General features: G+C 38.7%; 16 protein-coding genes and 2 riboswitches. Of the genes, 8 read left to right on the forward strand and 8 right to left on the reverse strand.

What is annotated here, in order from left to right:
- Position 1 precedes the first annotated feature (1 nt).
- Together FBD94_RS17420 and FBD94_RS17425 are read right to left on the reverse strand one after the other, a co-directional pair.
- Complete coding sequence (locus tag FBD94_RS17420) at positions 2 to 2,062, reverse strand: TonB-dependent receptor plug domain-containing protein (RefSeq protein WP_136881146.1); 2,061 nt, start codon at positions 2,060 to 2,062, stop codon at positions 2 to 4.
- A 96-nt stretch (positions 2,063 to 2,158) separates the two neighbouring features.
- Positions 2,159 to 2,367, reverse strand: a riboswitch (cobalamin riboswitch).
- Between the two features lie 89 nt (positions 2,368 to 2,456).
- A complete protein-coding gene (locus FBD94_RS17425; RefSeq protein WP_136881147.1) occupies positions 2,457 to 4,337 on the reverse strand; it encodes a TonB-dependent receptor plug domain-containing protein in 1,881 nt (626 codons plus the stop codon).
- Positions 4,338 to 4,447: 110 nt separating this feature from the next.
- Positions 4,448 to 4,654, reverse strand: a riboswitch (cobalamin riboswitch).
- Positions 4,655 to 4,724: 70 nt separating this feature from the next.
- On the opposite strand from FBD94_RS17425, the gene FBD94_RS17430 reads away from it, so the two are divergent.
- Positions 4,725 to 5,936 (forward strand): serine hydrolase, encoded by a 1,212-nt coding sequence (locus FBD94_RS17430; RefSeq protein WP_136881148.1) that lies wholly within the window; start codon positions 4,725 to 4,727, stop codon positions 5,934 to 5,936.
- 14 nt (positions 5,937 to 5,950) lie between these two features.
- On the opposite strand, the gene FBD94_RS17435 is transcribed toward FBD94_RS17430, so the two are convergent.
- On the reverse strand, positions 5,951 to 6,835 hold the full coding sequence (locus FBD94_RS17435; protein WP_225874851.1) for a polyphosphate kinase 2 family protein: 885 nt from the start codon (positions 6,833 to 6,835) through the stop codon (positions 5,951 to 5,953).
- Between the two features lie 123 nt (positions 6,836 to 6,958).
- Here FBD94_RS17435 and FBD94_RS17440 point away from each other — a divergent pair, with 123 nt between their 5' ends.
- The 3 genes from FBD94_RS17440 (at position 6,959) to FBD94_RS17450 (ending at position 13,112) form a co-directional block, all read left to right on the forward strand.
- Positions 6,959 to 7,393, forward strand: a complete 435-nt coding sequence (locus FBD94_RS17440; RefSeq protein ID WP_136881149.1) for a CBS domain-containing protein — start codon at positions 6,959 to 6,961, stop codon at positions 7,391 to 7,393.
- Between the two features lie 92 nt (positions 7,394 to 7,485).
- Positions 7,486 to 9,933, forward strand: a complete 2,448-nt coding sequence (locus FBD94_RS17445) for a penicillin-binding protein 1A (protein WP_131612712.1) — start codon at positions 7,486 to 7,488, stop codon at positions 9,931 to 9,933.
- Positions 9,930 to 13,112, forward strand: coding sequence for a peptidase MA family metallohydrolase (locus FBD94_RS17450; protein ID WP_136881150.1), 3,183 nt, complete (start codon positions 9,930 to 9,932; stop codon positions 13,110 to 13,112). The genes FBD94_RS17445 and FBD94_RS17450 overlap by 4 nt, the downstream gene beginning before the upstream one ends.
- 72 nt (positions 13,113 to 13,184) lie before the next feature.
- Here FBD94_RS17450 and FBD94_RS17455 read toward each other — a convergent pair whose 3' ends face one another.
- Positions 13,185 to 13,535: a GIY-YIG nuclease family protein gene (locus FBD94_RS17455; protein ID WP_131612708.1), complete on the reverse strand. Its 351-nt coding sequence runs from the start codon at positions 13,533 to 13,535 to the stop codon at positions 13,185 to 13,187.
- Positions 13,536 to 13,669: 134 nt separating this feature from the next.
- Here FBD94_RS17455 and FBD94_RS17460 point away from each other — a divergent pair, with 134 nt between their 5' ends.
- From FBD94_RS17460 to bioD, 3 genes are all read left to right on the forward strand, one after another.
- On the forward strand, positions 13,670 to 14,446 hold the full coding sequence (locus tag FBD94_RS17460) for an XRE family transcriptional regulator (RefSeq protein WP_136881151.1): 777 nt from the start codon (positions 13,670 to 13,672) through the stop codon (positions 14,444 to 14,446).
- A 104-nt stretch (positions 14,447 to 14,550) separates the two neighbouring features.
- On the forward strand, positions 14,551 to 15,681 hold the full coding sequence (locus FBD94_RS17465) for an aminotransferase class I/II-fold pyridoxal phosphate-dependent enzyme (RefSeq protein WP_136881152.1): 1,131 nt from the start codon (positions 14,551 to 14,553) through the stop codon (positions 15,679 to 15,681).
- Positions 15,674 to 16,282 carry a dethiobiotin synthase gene (bioD, locus tag FBD94_RS17470; protein WP_136881153.1) on the forward strand — a complete coding sequence of 203 codons (609 nt, stop codon included), beginning with the start codon at positions 15,674 to 15,676 and terminating at the stop codon, positions 16,280 to 16,282. Before FBD94_RS17465 ends, bioD begins: the two co-directional genes overlap by 8 nt.
- 54 nt (positions 16,283 to 16,336) lie before the next feature.
- Here the strand turns inward: bioD and rplT are convergent, their stop codons facing one another.
- From rplT to thrS, 4 genes are all read right to left on the reverse strand, one after another.
- Positions 16,337 to 16,681, reverse strand: coding sequence for a 50S ribosomal protein L20 (gene rplT, locus FBD94_RS17475; RefSeq protein ID WP_090783774.1), 345 nt, complete (start codon positions 16,679 to 16,681; stop codon positions 16,337 to 16,339).
- Between the two features lie 73 nt (positions 16,682 to 16,754).
- Positions 16,755 to 16,955: a 50S ribosomal protein L35 gene (gene rpmI, locus FBD94_RS17480; RefSeq protein ID WP_084290179.1), complete on the reverse strand. Its 201-nt coding sequence runs from the start codon at positions 16,953 to 16,955 to the stop codon at positions 16,755 to 16,757.
- 24 nt (positions 16,956 to 16,979) lie between these two features.
- The gene (gene infC, locus FBD94_RS17485) at positions 16,980 to 17,549 is read right to left on the reverse strand and encodes a translation initiation factor IF-3 (protein WP_084290180.1); all 570 of its coding nucleotides are present in this window, start codon (positions 17,547 to 17,549) and stop codon (positions 16,980 to 16,982) included.
- A gap of 13 nt (positions 17,550 to 17,562) precedes the next feature.
- Complete coding sequence (thrS, locus tag FBD94_RS17490; protein ID WP_136881154.1) at positions 17,563 to 19,488, reverse strand: threonine--tRNA ligase; 1,926 nt, start codon at positions 19,486 to 19,488, stop codon at positions 17,563 to 17,565.
- A 293-nt stretch (positions 19,489 to 19,781) separates the two neighbouring features.
- Here thrS and FBD94_RS17495 point away from each other — a divergent pair.
- Positions 19,782 to 20,060 (forward strand): hypothetical protein (locus tag FBD94_RS17495; RefSeq protein WP_136881155.1); only part of this gene is annotated, 279 nt, incomplete at its 3' end.

Genomic DNA, 20,060 nt, shown 5'->3' on the forward strand with positions numbered 1-20,060 from the left:
ATTAATAGGAATAAGATAATGTGAAACGATATGACCTGCCGGGCATTGGGAAATTGGTAATCACGGCGTAATTCTGATCCAGTAGGTTATTTACTTCGGCAGAGAACTTGATATTTTTATCGCCAATTGATTTACGGTAATGAAATGCGATATCATGAGTATACCAGGGTTGTACGTAGTTGGCAGCAATATTTGCACTCTGGTCGTAGCGCTCTCCAGTATAAATATAACTGTAGTTCAGACCCAGGTTTCGCCAGTCTAGCCCCCCTATTATAGAACCACTGTGAACCGGAGTATAAGGAATTTGATTCCTATAGTTCAACGTTACATTGGTTACATTAAATGCCTGCTGATAAGTATAAGTAAGCCCTAGGTTAGCGTTTAAGCCATCGGCAATTTTCCAGACAGATTGCGCATTCACATCCAGTCCTTTTATTTCAACCAAACCTAAATTCTGCATGCTCCATCTAAACAGGTTTGCCCCGGGAACAGCAACAATTTTATCCTTTACCTTATTGTAGTAAGCATCAGATTGGATACTGATCTGACTTAGCCACTTGTTTTCAAATAGCTTGATATAAGTAAAACCTACATCATACTGCTTGGTATATTCCGGCCTCAGAAAAGTGCTGCCAATAAATGTATAATACAGATCATTAAAAGTAGGCATCCTGAATATGTGCTTGTAAAATGCACGTAAACGAAATTCCTTTGAACCAAAAGGCTGCCAAGAGGCCATTACAGTTGGCGTAAGCTCGCGCTTATTACCCGCAGAGTAATATTGCTCTACTTCGTCATTTACGAGGGTCCCTAATAGGTTGGCTTGAATATTTAACCGGTTTAAATGAATTTCGGTGGCCAGGGCAACAAGAACCGTTTGTCTGGTAGGATACGGGAAACGGTACAAATTCGCATCTAAGGTGTTGCGCTGGTAATCTGCAGATAAAACAACACCCCATAAGGAGCTGATTTTATATCGGTTAGACAGGGTCACATAAAACTCCTGCTGCTTGTAAATATTATTAGTTAAGCCATCATCCTTAACAATATTAGGATCCAGATATCTAGAATAATCATTCGCATATTTTACTGATGCCATTAAATTATATCTGCCCGCTTCTTTTTTATAGTTACCCTGAACAAAAAAGTTCCGGTTCCACAAGCGCTGACTGAAGTCGTATACATTGTTAACTATTGCACCTGGTAAGCCCTGCTCATCATTATAAAAATAAAGCTTAGCGCTCCAGACACTACTATCGGCCAACTTACCGTATAAGCCCCCCTCCAATCGCATGGTCTCTATATCTCCATTTTTCCTAACCAGTGTAGTATCATATGCACCATTGGTATCATGGAATTTATATCTCCCATTTGCATTTTTATACTCTGCACTTATTGAGCTGTAAACCTTATCGTTTACTTTCTTTTGCCAGCGTACTGAAGGGTTAATTAAACCAAAGGAACCCGATTTAAGTGTTGCGGTTAGATGATCAGACTGTCCTTTTTCAAAAACAGGCTGTTTTGCATTAAGATATAGGGAACTCCCTGAAGCAAAACCTTTGGCCGATTGAAAGATGGTGCTCTTCTGGCCATTATAGAGTTCTATTTCCTCGATGTTATCCAAAGAAAATTTCCCGAGATCAACTTGTCCATTCTGGGCATTCCCCAATTGTACGCCATCATAAAATACAGCGGTATGATTGGTCCCCATACTCCTTACGTTGATGGTCTTTAAGCCCCCAATACCCCCATAATCCTTTAGCTGTACACCTGAAAAAAAGCGAACGGCATCAGCAACAGACAAACTGTTTAAACGTTCCAGCTCTGCTCCTGAAAGTATTTGAAGAGGTGTAGAAGAAGTTTGTCGCCGCGTAATCTTTACCCTGCTGATCTGTACTTCTTTAAGCTGGTTTACTTTATTTAACGAATCTGACCTTAAAGCTTTGGTAACAACCTTTTGTGCCAGCAGAGTTACGGGCATAAAAAAGTTAGCCAAAAAAATGGCCATAAAAGTCAATAAAGCACAATTTACGCCCCTAAAGGCATGTTTGTTTCTTATCATTTTGTTGTGAGTATTACCCACAGCAAACAGTTAGATTAAGGAAATGAAATACAATAAATAAGCACTCACTCCTAGCTTCAATCCCCGAAAGCTATGAAATCATAAAAGCGAATGGCAGGTCTTCTGACTTACTCCCGAATATTCTGCCTTCCCAATCATCCCCTTGTTAAAGGTTTAGAAAAGTGGCTTCGATTTGAATACCGTTATGGAGCTTACAGCTGCGGGACAGTTACGGAATTACACCGTATTCCCTTTTAATCCAGATAGGTTAATTCCTATCGGGAACCAAAAGCGTTGCGAAGGTACTTAATATAAAACTATCCGCAAATATTAAAAACGAAAAAGCCCCTTTTGCTTTACACAAAAGGGGCCGTATCATTAAATAAACGATATGCTATTTAATCGTAAAACTTACGCCAGCATTCACGTTAAAGCCCATACTGTTGTAACCATAATACTCAGTATACTTCTCATCCAAAACATTCTTGAAATCAGCAAATAACTTAACATGTTTTTTAACCAAAGTATACTCACCATAGATGTTTAGCAATTTGTAAGCCGGAAGATCTACAACCTTAACGGCGTTAAAATCAGCATAATCAGCATCTGTACGCTTTCCATTATACTTAAATGAAGAACTTACATAAAGCTGCTTTGTAGCCTGAACACCCGCATTTACACCGAAAACATGTTTTGGCCTGCGCATTAGATGGTTAGAAACATCTCTCGCTACATCATTAAATTCCTTACCTTCTACATAAGCGTAAAATCCGTTCAGGTTAAAAGTTCCAAATTTCACCGATGGCTCTACTTCCAAACCTTTGGCCGTTTGATACGGCTGATTTACATATCCTGAATTTGTAAATACAATACCATCCGTTAGATCTCTTTTAAAACCTGCAACTCGCAAAGTGTATTTATTGTCAGCAAGACTAAAATTAACTCCTGCTTCGTAGTTTTTAGAACGCTCCGGTTTAAGATTCAAATTGGCGCCATACAATCCGAATAAATTTGCAAGCGTAGGTGTTTTAAATGATGTTGAAATGGTACCGAATAACTTAACTTGTTTTATAATGTTAATCGAAGGGGTAATATTGTAAGTATAATTTTCTCCAAAGTCTTTATGTTTATTGTAACGTCCACCTATCTCAAGGTTAAAAATGCTTAAATCATGTGCAAATACCGATGCATAGGTACTAAATAGATTGGTCGATACGCTTGGACCTGAATTCGATCTAGAGCTGGTAGCTCTATTATCTAAACCCACCAAAACATCAATATTGTTACCTACTTTTTGATTGTAAAATAAATCAATCAGACTCAATTTACCTTCACCGAGGCTTGCACCATATTGAGTTTCAGAACCTAGTGATGAAGTTTCGTAACTGTAATTGAAAGTAACTTTACCTGTTCCGAAGTTATATCTTGAACTAACACCACCATTGAAGTGCTTAAGCTTTGAATTATTGTTTGGATCATCTACAAATGACGTCGCATCAAAATCATAATGGCCGTAAAAATAGCGAAGGAACGGGCTAATACTGAAATTATCAGTGGCCTGCAAAGAGAAATTTGCATTAACTGCCCCGGTCTTGTTGCCATCCTTTTCAAATGGGGTTGTATTCCCTACCGGTTCTGCAGCTTCCGAAAAACCATCAGTTTTGATTTGCGTATAGGCAATGTTGTAGGAAAATCTATCCACATTGGCACTCACCCCGATTGTGCCTTTGTAGGTGTTATAAGTACCGTAACTGGCTACACCATAAACACTATTTCCAGCATCTTTACCTTTTTTTGTTACGATGTTAATTACACCTGCTATTGCATCAGAGCCATAAATAGTCGACTGACCGCCTTTTAAAATCTCAATATGATCAACCTGATCAATAGAGAACATCCGAAGATCGAGCGCGCTTCCTGAACCGGCCGGATTATTTACCAGGATACCATCAATCAACACTACTGCATGGGCGCTTGCGGCTCCCCTTACAAATAAACTTTTATTTAAACCAGCATTTGCGGTTGCGGCACCTACTACGATTCCGGCCTGCTCATTTAGCAGTTCCATCAAATTTTTACCCTGGCTCCGATCTAACACGTCACGACCAATAATGGTAACTACCTTACCGGTCTGTGATTGCTTCTGGTCATTTTTTGTGGCCGAGATAACAACGCTATCAAGACTTACGACCTTCTGGGCTTGTGATGTTTCTGTAACGCCCAGCTGGATTATACCAGCACTCATTGCAATTAATAGTTTACTATTAAACTTCATTTTATTTTGTTTTTGTTTGTGAGCTTTTTTACCCACAGCAAACAGATAGATCAAGGAAATGAAATACAATAAATAAGCACTCACCCCTAGCTTCAGTCCCCGAAAGCTATGAAATATTACTACTTATGGCAGGTCTTCTGACTTACTCCCGGATATCCTGCCTTCCCAATCATCGTTCTTTTAACAGAATCTGAAAAGTGGCTTCGATTTGAACACCGTTATAGAGCTTACAGCTGCGGGACAGTTACGGATTTACACCGTATTCCCTTTTAATCCAGATAGATCAACTATCCAGAACCAAAAGCGAGGCGAATGTAATCAATTATCCATCCACCAACAAAACCTATATTTTTTATTACTTATATTTATCAGTATTAACCTACGGCAATGAACAAAACAATTTTCGCTTTACTGCTCATGATCAGCCTCCATTCTGCAGCACAAAAAACCGACACCGTACTGATCGAAAAGCTCATGAATCAACACCCAGAGCTATTTTCAAGTGTTTTAAATCATCCACAAAAGAATCAAATACAGGTCATGTACACTCAAGTAAACAGAGACTTAAAAAACAAAACAACCTTTAAATCCTACAGCTACAATTTAAATGATCATCGCTATTTTTATCCAGCCAGTACAGTAAAACTAGCCGCTGTAATCTTTGCCTTGGAGAAAATAAACGAACTTAAAATAAAAGGGTTTAGCGCTGCCAGTACCATGATCACAGATAGTGCAAGATCGGGCCAAACTAAGGTATTGGTTGATACAAGCGCCAAAAATGGCCTACCATCTATAGAACAATACATTAAAAAAATATTATTAACCAGCGACAATGATGCCTTTAATCGCTTATTTGAGTTTATCGGTCGTGCAGAGGTCAATAGTAAACTTAAAAAATATGGATACCACGACAGCAGGATACTGAATAGATTAGCCATAGGCGATTCTGGAGAGCCCGCAAAACACACCAATCCGATCCGATTTTACAATGGTCAGCAGTTGGTGTACACTCAGCCTCCACAATACGACCCCAAAGAATATCCTTTAAAATTGTCCAATACAGTTATGGGCATTGGATACATTGACAGTGCCGAAAAACTAGTAAACAAACCTTTTAACCTGTCCAACAAGAATGCTTTCAGCATCACAGATCAACAAGCGATGATGAAAAAGTTAATCCATCCTGAAGCATTCCCTGCTAAAGAACGTTTTAACTTAACACCTGCCGATTACCAACTCATCTACGTCTATATGAGTAAACTACCAACAGAAAGTGATTACCCAGCTTATGATCCTAAGGAATTTTGGCCAACCTATTCCAAAATGCTATACTATGGCCGAGAAAAAGATGCGGTATTGAATCCTGATTTGAAAATATTTAATAAATACGGCGACTCTTACGGCTTTATCATAGATAACGCGTATTTCAAAGACAGCAAACATAAAGTAGAGTTCTTTTTAACAGCAGTAATTCAATCCAATGATGATGGAATTTATAACGATGGAAAGTATGAGTATACTACAGTATGCTATCCTTTTATGAAGAACATCGGAAAACTAATCTACGATTACGAGCTGCAGAGAAAACACACGAAATAAGTGTAATCTATAGCCTACTTTTCGTTGAGTAACTGTTGCTTAATTTCGCCCAACTTATGCATCTCATTTATTGGCAGCACCGGATATTTGAGATCTAATTTTTTAAACGTATCTAGCACAATCTTACTTATAGCCAACCTGGCATACCATTTCTTATCAGCAGGGATGACGTACCAAGGCGCCCCTTGCGTAGAAGTTTCCGTTAAGGCCTCTTCATAGGCTTTCATATAATCTTCCCATAAAGCACGTTCGGCGATATCAGCAGAAGAAAACTTCCAATTCTTAGCCGGATCATCAATTCTATCCAGGAAACGTTGACGCTGCTCCTCTTTGGAAACATGTAAAAATATTTTCACAATAACAGTTCCATTATCACTAATATGCTGCTCAAAATTCCTAATACTCTCGTACCTCCGGTTCCAAAAAGCCTTATTTATTTTTTTAATATTACTATAGCCAGGGATCTTTTCATTTAACACATATTCAGGATGTACTTTACACACCAATACATTTTCATAATGAGACCGGTTATGAATGCCTATTCGTCCTTTTTCTGGTAAAGCTTTGTAATGACGCCATAAAAAATCATGATCATACTCTTCCGATGTTGGCGTTTTAAAAGTAAATACCTGGCAACCCTGAGGATTTAAACCCGACATTACATGCTCTATCGCACTATCCTTCCCCGCAGCATCCATCGCCTGAAAAAGAATCAAGACAGAATGAGAATCAGCAGCATACAACCTTTCCTGAAGTTCATCCAACTGCTCTTTAATCTCAGCCAGCTCCAATACTGCATTTCCCTTCACTTGAGGCCCTTTATATTGTGTTGGATAATCGCTAAGTAAAACCTTCTTCCCTGGACTAACTAAATATTCTGCTATCTCTTTTTCCATCATACAATTTAACATAAATAATAACACTTATAGACTAACAATTCTAAGATTCAATTGTTTAAACGGTAATATGATAACCAAGTAACGGATTTTGGGATAAATCCGCAAACAGAAAGGAGTTCAATTATGGGTAAAGTTAGAAATGTCTTACAAGAGAAAACCATTCCCGTTATTTTTGTAAGTCCCGACACTACTGTTTTTGAGGCGCTAGAGCTAATGTTTAAAAAAAACATTGGGGCCCTTTTAGTAATGGAACAAGAAAAATTCGTCGGAATGATGACGGAAAGAGATTATGCCCGAAAGGTTATTTTGAAAGGAAAATCGTCTAAAGATACCCTAGTCAAAGAAATTTTGACCGAAAATCCTGTCATCGTATCATCCAATACAACAATTGAAGAATGTATGTGGTTAATGACCAACAAATTCACCAGACATCTACCAGTCATAGACGATGATAAGCTAATCGGTATTGTTTCTATTGGCGACATAGTGAAGTATATCATCGATGAACAGAAATTCATCATCGGAAACTTGGAGCATTACATTACAGGTGGCAGATAGACGGGAAAGATCAAATAATTACGTTAATTTGCAACGTTAATTTTAACACTATTTAACACAAACTGTTTTACGTTTTTTTGATCTTTACGTCCATGTTTAAAGAAATTCGCAATAAGTATCTCCGTTATTCAAGCATATTCCTTTTTTGTATCATCATCTTTTTTTGCGCGCTACAGCTCAACTTCTTATGGTTATTTGGCTACTCGCCATCTTATGAAGACATCAAAACGCCAACCCTTCGTGTGGGCTCAGAATTGTACACTTCAGATGGGAAGCTAATCGGTCGTTATTACAAAGAGAACCGCACACCAGTAAGTTTTAAAGAAATATCACCTAGCGTAATTAATGCACTTATTGCAACAGAAGATGTTCGTTTCTATAGCCACATCGGTATCGATTTCCGTTCCCTGCTTTCCAGCGGACTCTCTACAGCAACGGGCGACAAGCGCGGGGCAAGTACCATTACACAACAGCTGGCAAAAAATTTATACCAAACCAGATACAATAAATCTCAAGGCTTTTTAAGCCATGTGCCGGTGCTCCGGACCATTATTGCAAAACTAAAAGAATGGCTCACTGCAGTAAAATTAGAATCCAATTATCCTAAAAACGAGATCATTACCATGTACTTAAATACCGTTTCCTTCGGTAATAATGCATATGGTATCAAAACAGCTGCTCGTGTCTATTTCGATAAAGAAGCTAACCAACTGGATGTACCTGAATCGGCCTTATTGGTAGGGATGCTAAAAGGAACTACCACTTATAACCCTATCAGAAACCCTCAAAAAGCATTAGAACGTCGTAATGTTGCTTTGGCACAGATGAATAAATACAATTACATATCTGCTGCCGAATTAAATGCCTATAAAAACACCCCAATAAAACTTAAAGAAGGACGAATAGATGAAGGTAGCGATGGCGATTCGTATTTAAGAGCTGCTGTAGATAAATACCTTGAAAAGTGGTGTAAGGATAATGGTTACAACCTATATGAAGATGGTTTAAAAATCTATACAACCATCGACTCAAAACTTCAACAATACGCGGAAGAAGCGGTGAACGAACAGATGAAGACCCTTCAAAGAAGGTTTTATAGTATTTGGGGCAATGAAGATCCATGGGAAGATTCGGAAGGAAAAAAAGTAGACTACCCGGATCGTGCCATGCGCAATCTTCCTATCTTTAAAATACTGGAAAAGAAATTCCCAAATAATCCTGATTCCGTAACGGCTTATTTCAACAAAAAGAAAAAGATGAAAATCTTTACCTGGAAAGGTGATCGTGACACGCTGTTTTCGACAATGGACTCCATCCGTTACTACGGAAAGATTCTGAACGTAGGAATGATGACCCTTGACCCTTTTAATGGCAAAATAAAAGTTTGGGTGGGTGGTCTTGACCATAAATATTTTAAGTACGACCACGTAAATCAGTCGAAAAGACAAGCTGGCTCTATCTTTAAACCTTTTGCCTACCTGGCAGCATTGGAAAGCGGCATGAATCCATGTGATAAGATCACAGACAAGCCTGTAAAAATAGCCTACCAGGAGAAAGGAAAAACAGAATACTGGGAACCTAAAAATGCCAGCTATAGCTTTAGCTACAATGATATGTCGCTCCGTTATGCAATGGCACGCTCTGTAAATACCGTTACTGCGCAGATTACTGAAAAAGTTGGATGGGATAATGTGGTAAAATGGGCACACGAATGCGGTATCGACAGTCATTTAGAATCCGTTCCATCAGTTGGATTAGGCCCAAATGATGTCACCGTGTTTGAAATGGTTAAAGCCTATGGTACCTTCTTAAACGATGGTATAAAAACTGATCCTATTCTTGTAGAAAAGATAACCGATTTAGATGATAACGTTATTGAGGATTTCAAACCCAAAACTAAAAGAACCCTTACTGAAGAAATGTCCTGGTTAATGTTATACATGCTTAGAGGGGGTATGGAAGAACCAGGTGGAACTTCTCAAGCCTTATGGGAATGGGATCTTTGGAAAAAAGGAAACCAGATAGGTGGAAAAACAGGTACATCAAGTGATTACGTAGATGCCTGGTATATGGGCGTTACCAAGGATTTGGTTACCGGCATTTGGGTAGGTTGTGATGAACGTACAGCGCATTTTAAAAACGGAGAAACAGGTGAAGGATCCAGAACAGCGCTTCCTATTTTTGGTAAGTTCATGGAAAAAGTATACAAAGATCCAAGTACTGGATATACGATGGGCCCTTTCCCTAAAGCAAAAGTAAAAATCACAAGAGAAATCAATTGTCCAACACCTAGATACGAGAGAGACACTACTGAAAATGATAGTCTGGCAGTAGATTCTACCGATTTTGAAGTAGTCCCAACCATGGAATCACAGCCAGTTACAAGTGAACCTGTGATACAAAAGACGGAAGAAAAGAAAACTCCGGAACCTATTAAACAACCTGCCGCCGAAGTTCCCCTAACAAAAAAAGAACAAAGGGAACAAAGAAGAAAACAACGTCAGGAAGAGAAAGAAAAAAAGAAAAATAACGAAATATGAACAAAAGCTATACTTTCCTAAGAGGATTAATTGCCGTATTGTTTATCCTTACAACATCTTCTGCCGCGCTACAGGCTCAATATTTCGGACAAAACAAGGTGCGTTACAACAACGAGAAATTTAAAGTTTTACAAACACCTCACTTCGAAATCTATTATTACCTGAAGAATGAAAAACTGATTGAAAAGTTTGCTCAGGATGCAGAAACCTGGTACAAGATGCACCAGGAAATATTCAAGGATACCTTTGTAAAGAAAAATCCAATCATTCTGTACAATAACCATCCCGACTTTCAACAGACTACCGCCCTTCAAGGTGAAATAGGCATAGGAACAGGTGGGGTTACCGAAGCTTTTAAAAACAGGGTAATCATGCCGGTTATGGAGCTCAATAACCAAACCAGACACGTATTAGGCCACGAGCTTGTCCACGCCTTCCAATATCATCTCCTACTAGAAAAAGACTCTGTAAATCTGGAAAACATTAGCCAGATCCCTTTATGGATGATTGAGGGTATGGCGGAGTACTTATCAGTAGGCAAAACAGATGCCTTCACAGCTATGTGGATGCGCGATGCCTTATTAAACAGAGATATTCCTTCGTTAAAAGACTTAACCAACTCCAATAAATACTTCCCTTACCGTTACGGTCAGGCATTTTGGACTTTTGTAGGTTCGGTATATGGAGACTCCACTATCGTTCCCTTATTTAAAGCAACGGCAAAATATGGTTATGAAAACGGATTAAGGTATACTTTTGGTTACGACGATAGGGCATTATCAGGCTTATGGAAAAATGCTATTGAAGCCCATTACCGCCCAATGCTTAAAACTGATAGCTCTCAAATCAAAATCGTTGGAACAAAAATCATAGATAATAAAAACGCAGGCAATATGAATGTTGCCCCATCTATCAGTCCAGATGGTAAATACCTCGCCTTCTTATCGGAAAAAGACCTTTTTGGTATCGACCTCTTTCTCGCTGATGCTAAAACAGGAAAAGTGCTCCGAAAGTTAAGCAGTCAGGTCTCCAACTCCCACATCGACGATTTTAACTTTCTAGAATCAGCTGGTACATGGTCGCCAGATGGTAAACAGTTCGCTTTTAGTATTTTCAGTAAAGGTAAAAACCAACTGATGATCATCAATGTAAACAACGGAAGCGTTGCCTTACGTGCACAAATGGGCGATGTAGCTCAGTTTGGAAACCTTTCCTGGTCTCCAAACGGTGATGATATTGCCTTCTCTGGAATGATCCAGGGTCAAAGCGACATCTTCTCATACAACCTTAAAACGAAGGTCGTTACACAAATCACCAATGATGTATATTCCGACTATGCCCCTGCTTACTCACAAGACGGGAAAAAGATAGCATTCTCGTCAGACAGAGCTTCCATAAAAAGCAATAACAATGAGGCTGTTCATCCGATCAACTTGAGTATTTATGATGTTGAAAGCAAATCCTTAAACGATGTCCCTGTATTTCCAGGCGCCAATAACCTGAATGCACAGTTCTCTGGTGATAGTAAAAGGTTGTTTTTCTTATCCAATAGAGACGGCTTCAGAAACCTTTACGAATATACGTTGGCCGACAATAGTGTAAAACAGCTTACTGACTACTTTACAGGAATCAGCGGCATTACCGAATTCTCACCAGCTATTTCCGTATCCAGAAATGACGAGATCGTTTATAGCTATTACCGCTATCAGCGTTACACACTTTACAACTCCCCTGCAAGTGCTTTCCGTGCAAAAACAGTGGATGCTAATGCTGTAAATTTTGATGCTGCTATCCTACCCCCAATGGAAAGCACTGGCGTAGACATTGTAAATTCAAACCTTAAAAACTTTGAGCGTTTTGAAAGGACCGTTACCGACTCTATGCGCCTTATTCCTTACACCCCGAAATTCAAATTAGATTACCTGGCCAATAGTGGTGTAGGTGTGTCTACCAGCAGATTTGGGACAGGCGTTCAAGGTGGTATTGTGGGTATGTTTAGCGATATCCTGGGCCGCAACCAAATCATAGCCAATCTGTCTGTTAACGGAGAGATTTACGACATCGGTGGATTAGTAGGTTATATCAATCAACAAAAGAGAATTAGTTGGGGTGCTGCCTTATCGCATATTCCTTATATCAGTGGTTACCGGGACATTGTTAAGACTACAATCAAAGACAGAAACGGAAACAACATGAATGTATTTGATGATAGAACAGATCTTGTCAGGACTTTTGAAGATCAAGCCCAGCTATTTGCAGCCTATCCATTCAATAAAGTACACCGTTTTGAGGTTGGAGGTGCGTTCTCCCGTTACAGCTATAGAGTTGACCGCATTAGCAATTATTACGAAAGAGTAGGTGATCAAATTGGTTATTACATCACCTCAGAAAAAAGAAAAGTTCCAATTGACTCAGCGACCAATCCATTTGGAGCACAATTAAAAAGTTTCAATATCTTTCAATTAAACGCCAATTTTGTTGGAGACAATTCTATTAATGGAATCGCCGCTCCTTTAGATGGCTTTAGATACAGAGTGGGCGTCGAACAGTATTTTGGTGACTACAACTTCTCTGCGGTTACTGTGGATATAAGAAAATACTGGCGTTTAAAACCAGTTACCATTGCAGCAAGAAGCTACAACTACCTAAGAATCGGCAAAGAAGGAGAAAACCTTTATCCATTATTTATAGGATATCCTTATCTAATCAGAGGATATGAAGCCACATCACTTTACAATAACAGTTCAGGTTTCACCAATGGTTTTGATATCAATCAGCTGTCTGGAAATAAAATTGCAGTATTTAATTTAGAACTAAGGCTTCCATTTACCGGTCCTAAAAAATTAGCCGCGATTCCTTCTAAATTCCTGTTCACCGATCTAAATGTTTTCTTTGATGCCGGTCTGGCATGGAATGAGGACTCTAAAATTGTTTTCAAAAATCAACCGGTAAATAATTATGATCCTAAGACGGGTGTAAATGGCGAGATATTAACTGACCTTAATGGAAACCCTATCTATCAGAAAACGAATGAACGCGTTCCTGCGATGAGTGTAGGTATATCAGTTAGGGTAAATATGTTCGGTGCTTTTGTACTGGAGCCTTATTACGCCTTCCCTTTCCAACGTAAAGACATTTCAGGAGGTGTATTTGGGTTAACCTTTGCACCTGGATGGTAATTACACCAAAAGCTTTTCTAAGGCCGATCATAAATCATGATCGGCCTTTTTTGTGTAGATATAGGGCGTTAACTAGGAAAGCATATTAAAATTCAGGTTCACCTGATTGATCATTTTTCTCCCGGAGGTGATGTGTTCGAAATCCAAACCAATAGTTAGATCAACCCAGTCCGGATTACAAGACCTTACCAAACGCTCCTTCTGCGTTCTGGTGAATCTGCTAATCAGTTTAAAACGACTTAGTGCCTGAGCCTCTGTTTTAAATTCTTCAAAGTAAACCAGTCTCGTCAACTGCTGTCCACTGTCAAAAAATAAACAAGGCATTTGTTTATAGAAATCTAATGTTTTAATTAGATCAGAACTCATTCCTACATGTAAACTTGTTCTGTTTCTGTCTGTTATCACGTACACAAAATTTTTCATAACACTAAGCTTAAATAAGATTAACTAAATTAGTTAGCATAACTATTGGATATTCGAATTAATAATACTAACTTTATTGGTACAATAATACTAACAATATTAGTAAAAACAAACTTATTTTAACTTTTTATTTTATGTCAAATATTTCATCCAACCTTAAGTACTTAAGAAAGAAAAAAGGCCATACACAGCAGCAATTCTCTGATGCTATGGGAATTAAAAGGTCACTTATTGGTGCTTATGAAGAAGACCGGGCTGAACCAAAATACGATTTGCTAAAAAAAATAGCAGAATACTTTGACCTAACAATAGATGAGTTTATTAACGAAAGCATCAATGAAGACTGGAAACCCAAGCCAAAAAGCCAGGGATCAAATCTTCGTATATTAAGTATATCAGTCGACAAAGACGACAATGAGAATATAGAAATGGTTCCTGTAAAGGCTAGCGCCGGATACTTGAACGGATTTTCTGACCCACAATACATTAAAGACTTACCAAAATTTCAACTTCCCCTTCCCTTTTTAAAACACGGAACCTTTAGAGCTTTTGAAATTGTAGGTGACTCTATGCTACCTATACAACCGGGAAGTATCATCGTTGCAGAATATATGGACAACTGGAATGATGTTAAAACTGGAGAAACCTATATCATAATCAGTAAAAATGAAGGTGTGGTTTACAAAAGAGCTGGTAACCGCTTCAAAGAAAACAAAGATCTTAAACTGATCTCTGACAATAGAATCTACGATCCATACACTGTCGCAGCTGAAGACATTCTGGAAATATGGAAAGCCAAAGCTTACATCTCAACTGCTTTACCTGATCCAACACCAGAACCAAGCATAGAAACGCTAAGTACCATGATGGCACAGATGCAGAAATCTATCTCGCAACTGAACAAAAACTAAAGACACCTTATACTACCTGTTGAACTGACCACGAAGTAGCTGCGAAGCAAAATAAATTCAATTCAACAGGTATACTTTAATCTGCTTTGTATATTTTTGAAACCATGAACAAAGCAGAGCAATTCATCCAAAGCAGGCTACAGGAAAGAGCCGACAAGGGCATACTCAGAGCGCTCTCCTCTACCAACTTCCCCATAGATTTTTCTTCCAATGATTACCTTGGTTTTGCAAGGTCAGCCGAATTAAAGATCCGCACTGCAACCACACTAGGTCAAATACCACATTATAAAAACGGTGCTACCGGCTCCCGTTTACTTAGTGGCAACCATAACTTCACCGAAGAGACTGAACAAGCCATTGCAAACTTTCATCAGGCAGAAGCGGGACTAATCTTCAATTCCGGTTATGATGCCAATGTCGGCCTCATATCCAGCTTAGCACAACGTGGCGATACCGTCATAGCCGACGAGTTGATACATGCAAGTCTGATAGATGGAGCCAGACTTAGCCATGCCAACCGTTATACCTTTAAACATAACGACCTGAATGAGCTGGAAGCCAAACTAAAAGTAGCCAAAGGCAATATTTATGTTCTTATAGAAAGCGTATATTCTATGGATGGTGATATTGCCCCATTAGTAGAAATCAACAAGCTTTGTCATCAGTACAAGGCACAGCTGATTGTGGATGAGGCTCATGCCCTTGGTGTATTCGGAGATCATGGTGTAGGCTTAGTTCAAATGCTCGGACTAGAACATGAAGTCTTTGCACGTATTGTAACTTTTGGTAAAGCCCTTGGCTGTCATGGTGCCATAGTCCTGGGAAGCACAAACCTGCGCACATACCTCATCAACTTTGCCCGTTCTTTTGTGTACACTACTGCAGCCCCTATCCATGCCATCGCAGCCATCCATTCGGCATACCAAATGCTGATCAAAACAGATTACACTACAAAGATCAAATCAAAAATAACCCTATATCTTAATTTATTAAAAGACTCAAATATCCCTACTATTCAAAGTACAAGTGCTATACAAACTGTTTTATTTAACAATAGCAGCGAAGCAAAAGCAGCGGCCCAAAGCTTACAAATTAAAGGAATCGATGTTAGAGCAATATTAAGTCCTACCGTTGCCGAAGGAAAAGAAAGACTAAGAATTTGTCTTCACCTATTTAACAGCGACCTGGAGATTAAAAAATTGGTTAATGAATTAAAGACCTTAAAACATGAATAATACATATTTTATTACCGGTATCGGAACAGGTATTGGCAAAACGATTGTCAGTGCCGTACTCACAGAAAAACTAAAGGCAGACTATTGGAAGCCTGTGCAGTCTGGCGACCTGGACATTAGCGACAGTCTATTTGTTAAACATCTCGTTAGCCCCGAAACCGTCATCCATCCAGAGCGTTATCGACTTAGTCAACCCTTATCGCCACACTTGTCGGCAAAACTCGATGGCATTAACATTACGGTAGCATCTATAAAAAAGCCACAAACCAACAACCACCTGATCATTGAAGGTGCCGGTGGCTTAATGGTTCCTTTAAACGACGAAGAACTGATACTTGACCTGATCAAAGGTTTACAAGCCAAAGTGATTGTTGTATCTCAAAACTACCTGGGCAGCATTAATCATACTCTACTTACACTAGAAATACTTAAAGCAAATAAAATCGATGTAGCAGGTTTGATCTTCAATGGTACAGAAAATCAAGAAAGCGAACAGTACATCACAAATTATAGTAACGTAAAAGTACTTGGAAGAATTCCGAAGTTAAGTGTAGTAGATCACGAAAGCGTTAAAAAAGCAGGACAAGGCATTACCTTATAAATAAAAAAAGGGAAGTCAATCGACTCCCCTTTTTTTACAACTTATAAGTTATATCTATTTTACTGCATCAATTACAGCTTTAAAAGCTTCTGGATGGTTCATAGCTAAATCTGCTAAAACTTTACGGTTTAAACCGATGTTTTTAGTTGCTAATTTACCAATTAATTGAGAGTAAGATATACCGTGCTGACGTGCTCCAGCATTGATACGCTGAATCCACAATCCGCGGAATTCTCTTTTCTTAACTTTACGGTCACGGTAAGCATATTGCAAACCTTTTTCTACCGTATTTTTAGCTACGGTGAATACCTTACTTCTTGATCCCCAATAACCTTTGGCTAAATTTAAGACCTTTTTCCTTCTTCTTCTCGAAGCTACTGCGTTTACCGAACGTGGCATGTTTTTGTTGTTTTTGATAAACGGCGTTGCGTATTACAGCAAACTTACTACCGGTTACCTGGTTAAAAATTAATTATTTACCGATTGCAAGCATACGTTTAACGTTGCCTGTGTCAGCTGCTGACACCATTGAAGTGTGTCCTAAATTACGCTTACGTTTAGTCGACATCTTAGTTAAGATGTGGCTTTTGTAGGCATTCTTCCTTGCGATTTTACCTGTTCCAGTAAGCTTAAAACGCTTTTTAGCACTGGAATTGGTTTTCATTTTTGGCATAACCTGTGTTTATATTAATGTAATTTATTTCTTAACAACCTTAGGTGCAAGCGTTAAAAACATACGCTTACCTTCTAATTTAGGTAGTAACTCTACCTTCCCTATATCTTCAAGGGCTTGAGCAAATTTCAACAACAAGATCTCTCCTTGTTCCTTGTAAACAATCGCCCTACCTTTAAAGTGAACATAAGCTCTAACTTTCTCACCATTCTCCAAGAAACTAACAGCGTGCTTTAGTTTAAACTGAAAATCGTGATCGTTAGTGTTAGGTCCAAAACGGATCTCCTTAATTACAGTCTGCTTTGCGTTTGCTTTAATCTCTTTCTGCTTTTTCTTCTGCTCGTAAACAAACTTACTGTAATCAATGATCCTACAAACTGGAGGTACTGCATTTGGAGATATTTCTACCAAATCCAATTCCAATTCGTCGGCAAGGGCCAAAGCTTTTGCCAAAGGATAGATCCCCGGTTCAACATTATCTCCAGCCAATCGCACCTCTTGTGCTCTGATATGCTGATTAATATTATGTTCTGCTTCTTTTTTCTTAAAAGGAGGACGTGGTCCCCTGTTAAATCCTGGTCTGCCTAATGCCAAATTTGTATATTGTTTAAACTGTTATTTCTTTAATTAATAATTCACTAAATTCTTGCAGTGTCATTTCACCTAAATCTCCCTCTCCATGCTTCCTTACTGATACCTTACCTTCTGCCATTTCCTTCTCACCAATAATCAACATATAAGGGATTTTCTTAACCTCTGCATCCCTGATTTTCCTTCCAATTTTCTCATCTCGGAAGTCAATCAGCCCGCGAATATCGGAATTATTTAGTTCATCTGAAACTTTTTTTGCATATTCTTCATACTTTTCAGAGATAGGAAGAATAATAAACTGCTCTGGAGAAAGCCATAGTGGGAAGTTCCCAGCACAATGCTCAATCAGAACAGCAATAAAACGCTCTAATGAACCAAATGGAGCCCTATGGATCATCACCGGTCTGTGCTTCTGATTATCGCTTCCAGTATATTCCAATTCAAAACGTTCCGGCAAATTATAATCTACCTGTATTGTTCCCAATTGCCACTTTCTGCCCAAAGCATCCTTCACCATAAAGTCTAGCTTAGGACCATAAAAAGCCGCTTCACCATATTCTACTACTGTAGGTAAACCTTTTTCAGCGGCAGCTTCTATAATAGCCGTCTCAGCCAAATGCCAGTTCTCATCGCTACCAATGTATTTAGTTTTATTCTCAGGGTCTCTTAAGGAAACCTGTGCAGTGTAGTTATCAAATCCTAAAGACTTAAATACATACAATACCAAATCAATTACCTTCTTAAACTCTTCTTTTACCTGATCTGGTCTGCAAAATAAATGCGCATCATCCTGAGTAAAGCCACGAACACGAGTTAAACCATGTAGTTCACCACTTTGTTCATAACGATAAACAGTTCCAAACTCAGCAAAACGCAAAGGAAGATCTTTATAAGAGCGGGGTTTAACCTTATAAATTTCGCAGTGATGCGGACAATTCATTGGTTTCAAAAAGAACTCCTCTCCCTCCTGTGGTGTTTTTATCGGTTGAAAAGCATCCTTACCATACTTTTCATAATGGCCAGATGTAATGTATAAGTTCTTATGTCCGATATGTGGTGTAACCACCTGCTCATAACCAGCCTTACTTTGTGCCTTAGTTAAAAACTGAACCAGACGTTCACGCAAAGCAGCGCCTTTTGGCAACCACAATGGCAAGCCCATGCCCACTTTTTCAGAAAAAGCAAACAGCTCCAATTCTTTACCCAATTTGCGGTGATCTCTTTTCTTAGCCTCTTCAATCATGTGAAGATATTCAGTTAGCTCACTTGCTTTAGGGAAAGTAACCCCATATATACGTGTCAACTGTTTTCTAGTCTCGTCACCACGCCAATAAGCACCGGCAACGTTCATCAGTTTTACAGCTTTCACAAAACCAGTATTAGGAATATGTGGACCGCGACAAAGATCAGTAAATTCGCCTTGTGTATAGAAAGTGATCTTACCATCTTCTAAACCTTCTAAAAGGTCTAGTTTATACTCATCGCCTTTTTCTTTAAAATAAGCGATGGCATCAGCCTTAGCAACAGCTTTACGTTCAAAAACTTCTTTCTTTTTTGCCAATTCAATGATTTTAGCTTCAATAGCCTTAAAATCATCTGATGAGAACTCTCTGTCTCCAAAATCAACATCATAATAAAAGCCGGTTTCAATAGCCGGACCAATACCAAATTTTGTTCCTGGATATAAAGCCTCTAATGCCTCGGCCATAATATGTGCCGATGAATGCCAGAAAGTAGCTTTACCAGCCTGATCATTCCAGGTTAGCAATTTTACGGAAGCATCAGCCTCAATAGGCCTCGATGAATCCCAAATTTCGCCGTTTACTTCAGCAGCTAAAACATTACGGGCAAGACCCTCTGAAATAGATAAAGCAATTTGATGGGCAGTTGTGCCCTTTTCATACTGGCGGCTCGAACCGTCAGGGAGTGTAATATTAATCATCTACAACTATGATTTAAAAATTAATAAAAAATTAAATATGAATCACCTACAATGTGATTTCTAATATCGCGAAGATAAGAAAAAACTTATTTAAAGGATATAAAAAGACAGAAACCTATCTGACAAGTATAATACTCCAAGTATAGTCCAAGTATACTCCAACTATACTCCAACTTTTTCAATAAAAACATAGAGTTTGATTACTGTTTGATTTTTTTTAACTTGAAATTTTGTAGTATGATATCCAAACCTTATCTTAGATCAGTTGTTTATTTATAAAAAACATATAGATCATGGCAAAATTTGACGGAAAATTCCTGACAGGTGTAATAGGACCTGCTGTTTTTAAGAAGTATCGCAATATGCAATTGGTTACAGGCAAATCCAGGTTGACAAAGGAGAAGCAAACTGAAAACACACACAAAGCAGCAACTCAATTTGGGATCGCCAGTACCCTGGCAGAACAATTCCGGCGAGATGCAACGGAGATCATCACAGATTTTTATGATGGAACAATGGTTTATCGCTTTAGAACAGACGTACAAAAGGCATTGAAACAGGCATTCGACGCT

The sequence above is a fragment of the Pedobacter hiemivivus genome (genome assembly GCF_005144565.1).
Classification (GTDB): Bacteria; Bacteroidota; Bacteroidia; order Sphingobacteriales; family Sphingobacteriaceae; genus Pedobacter; species Pedobacter hiemivivus.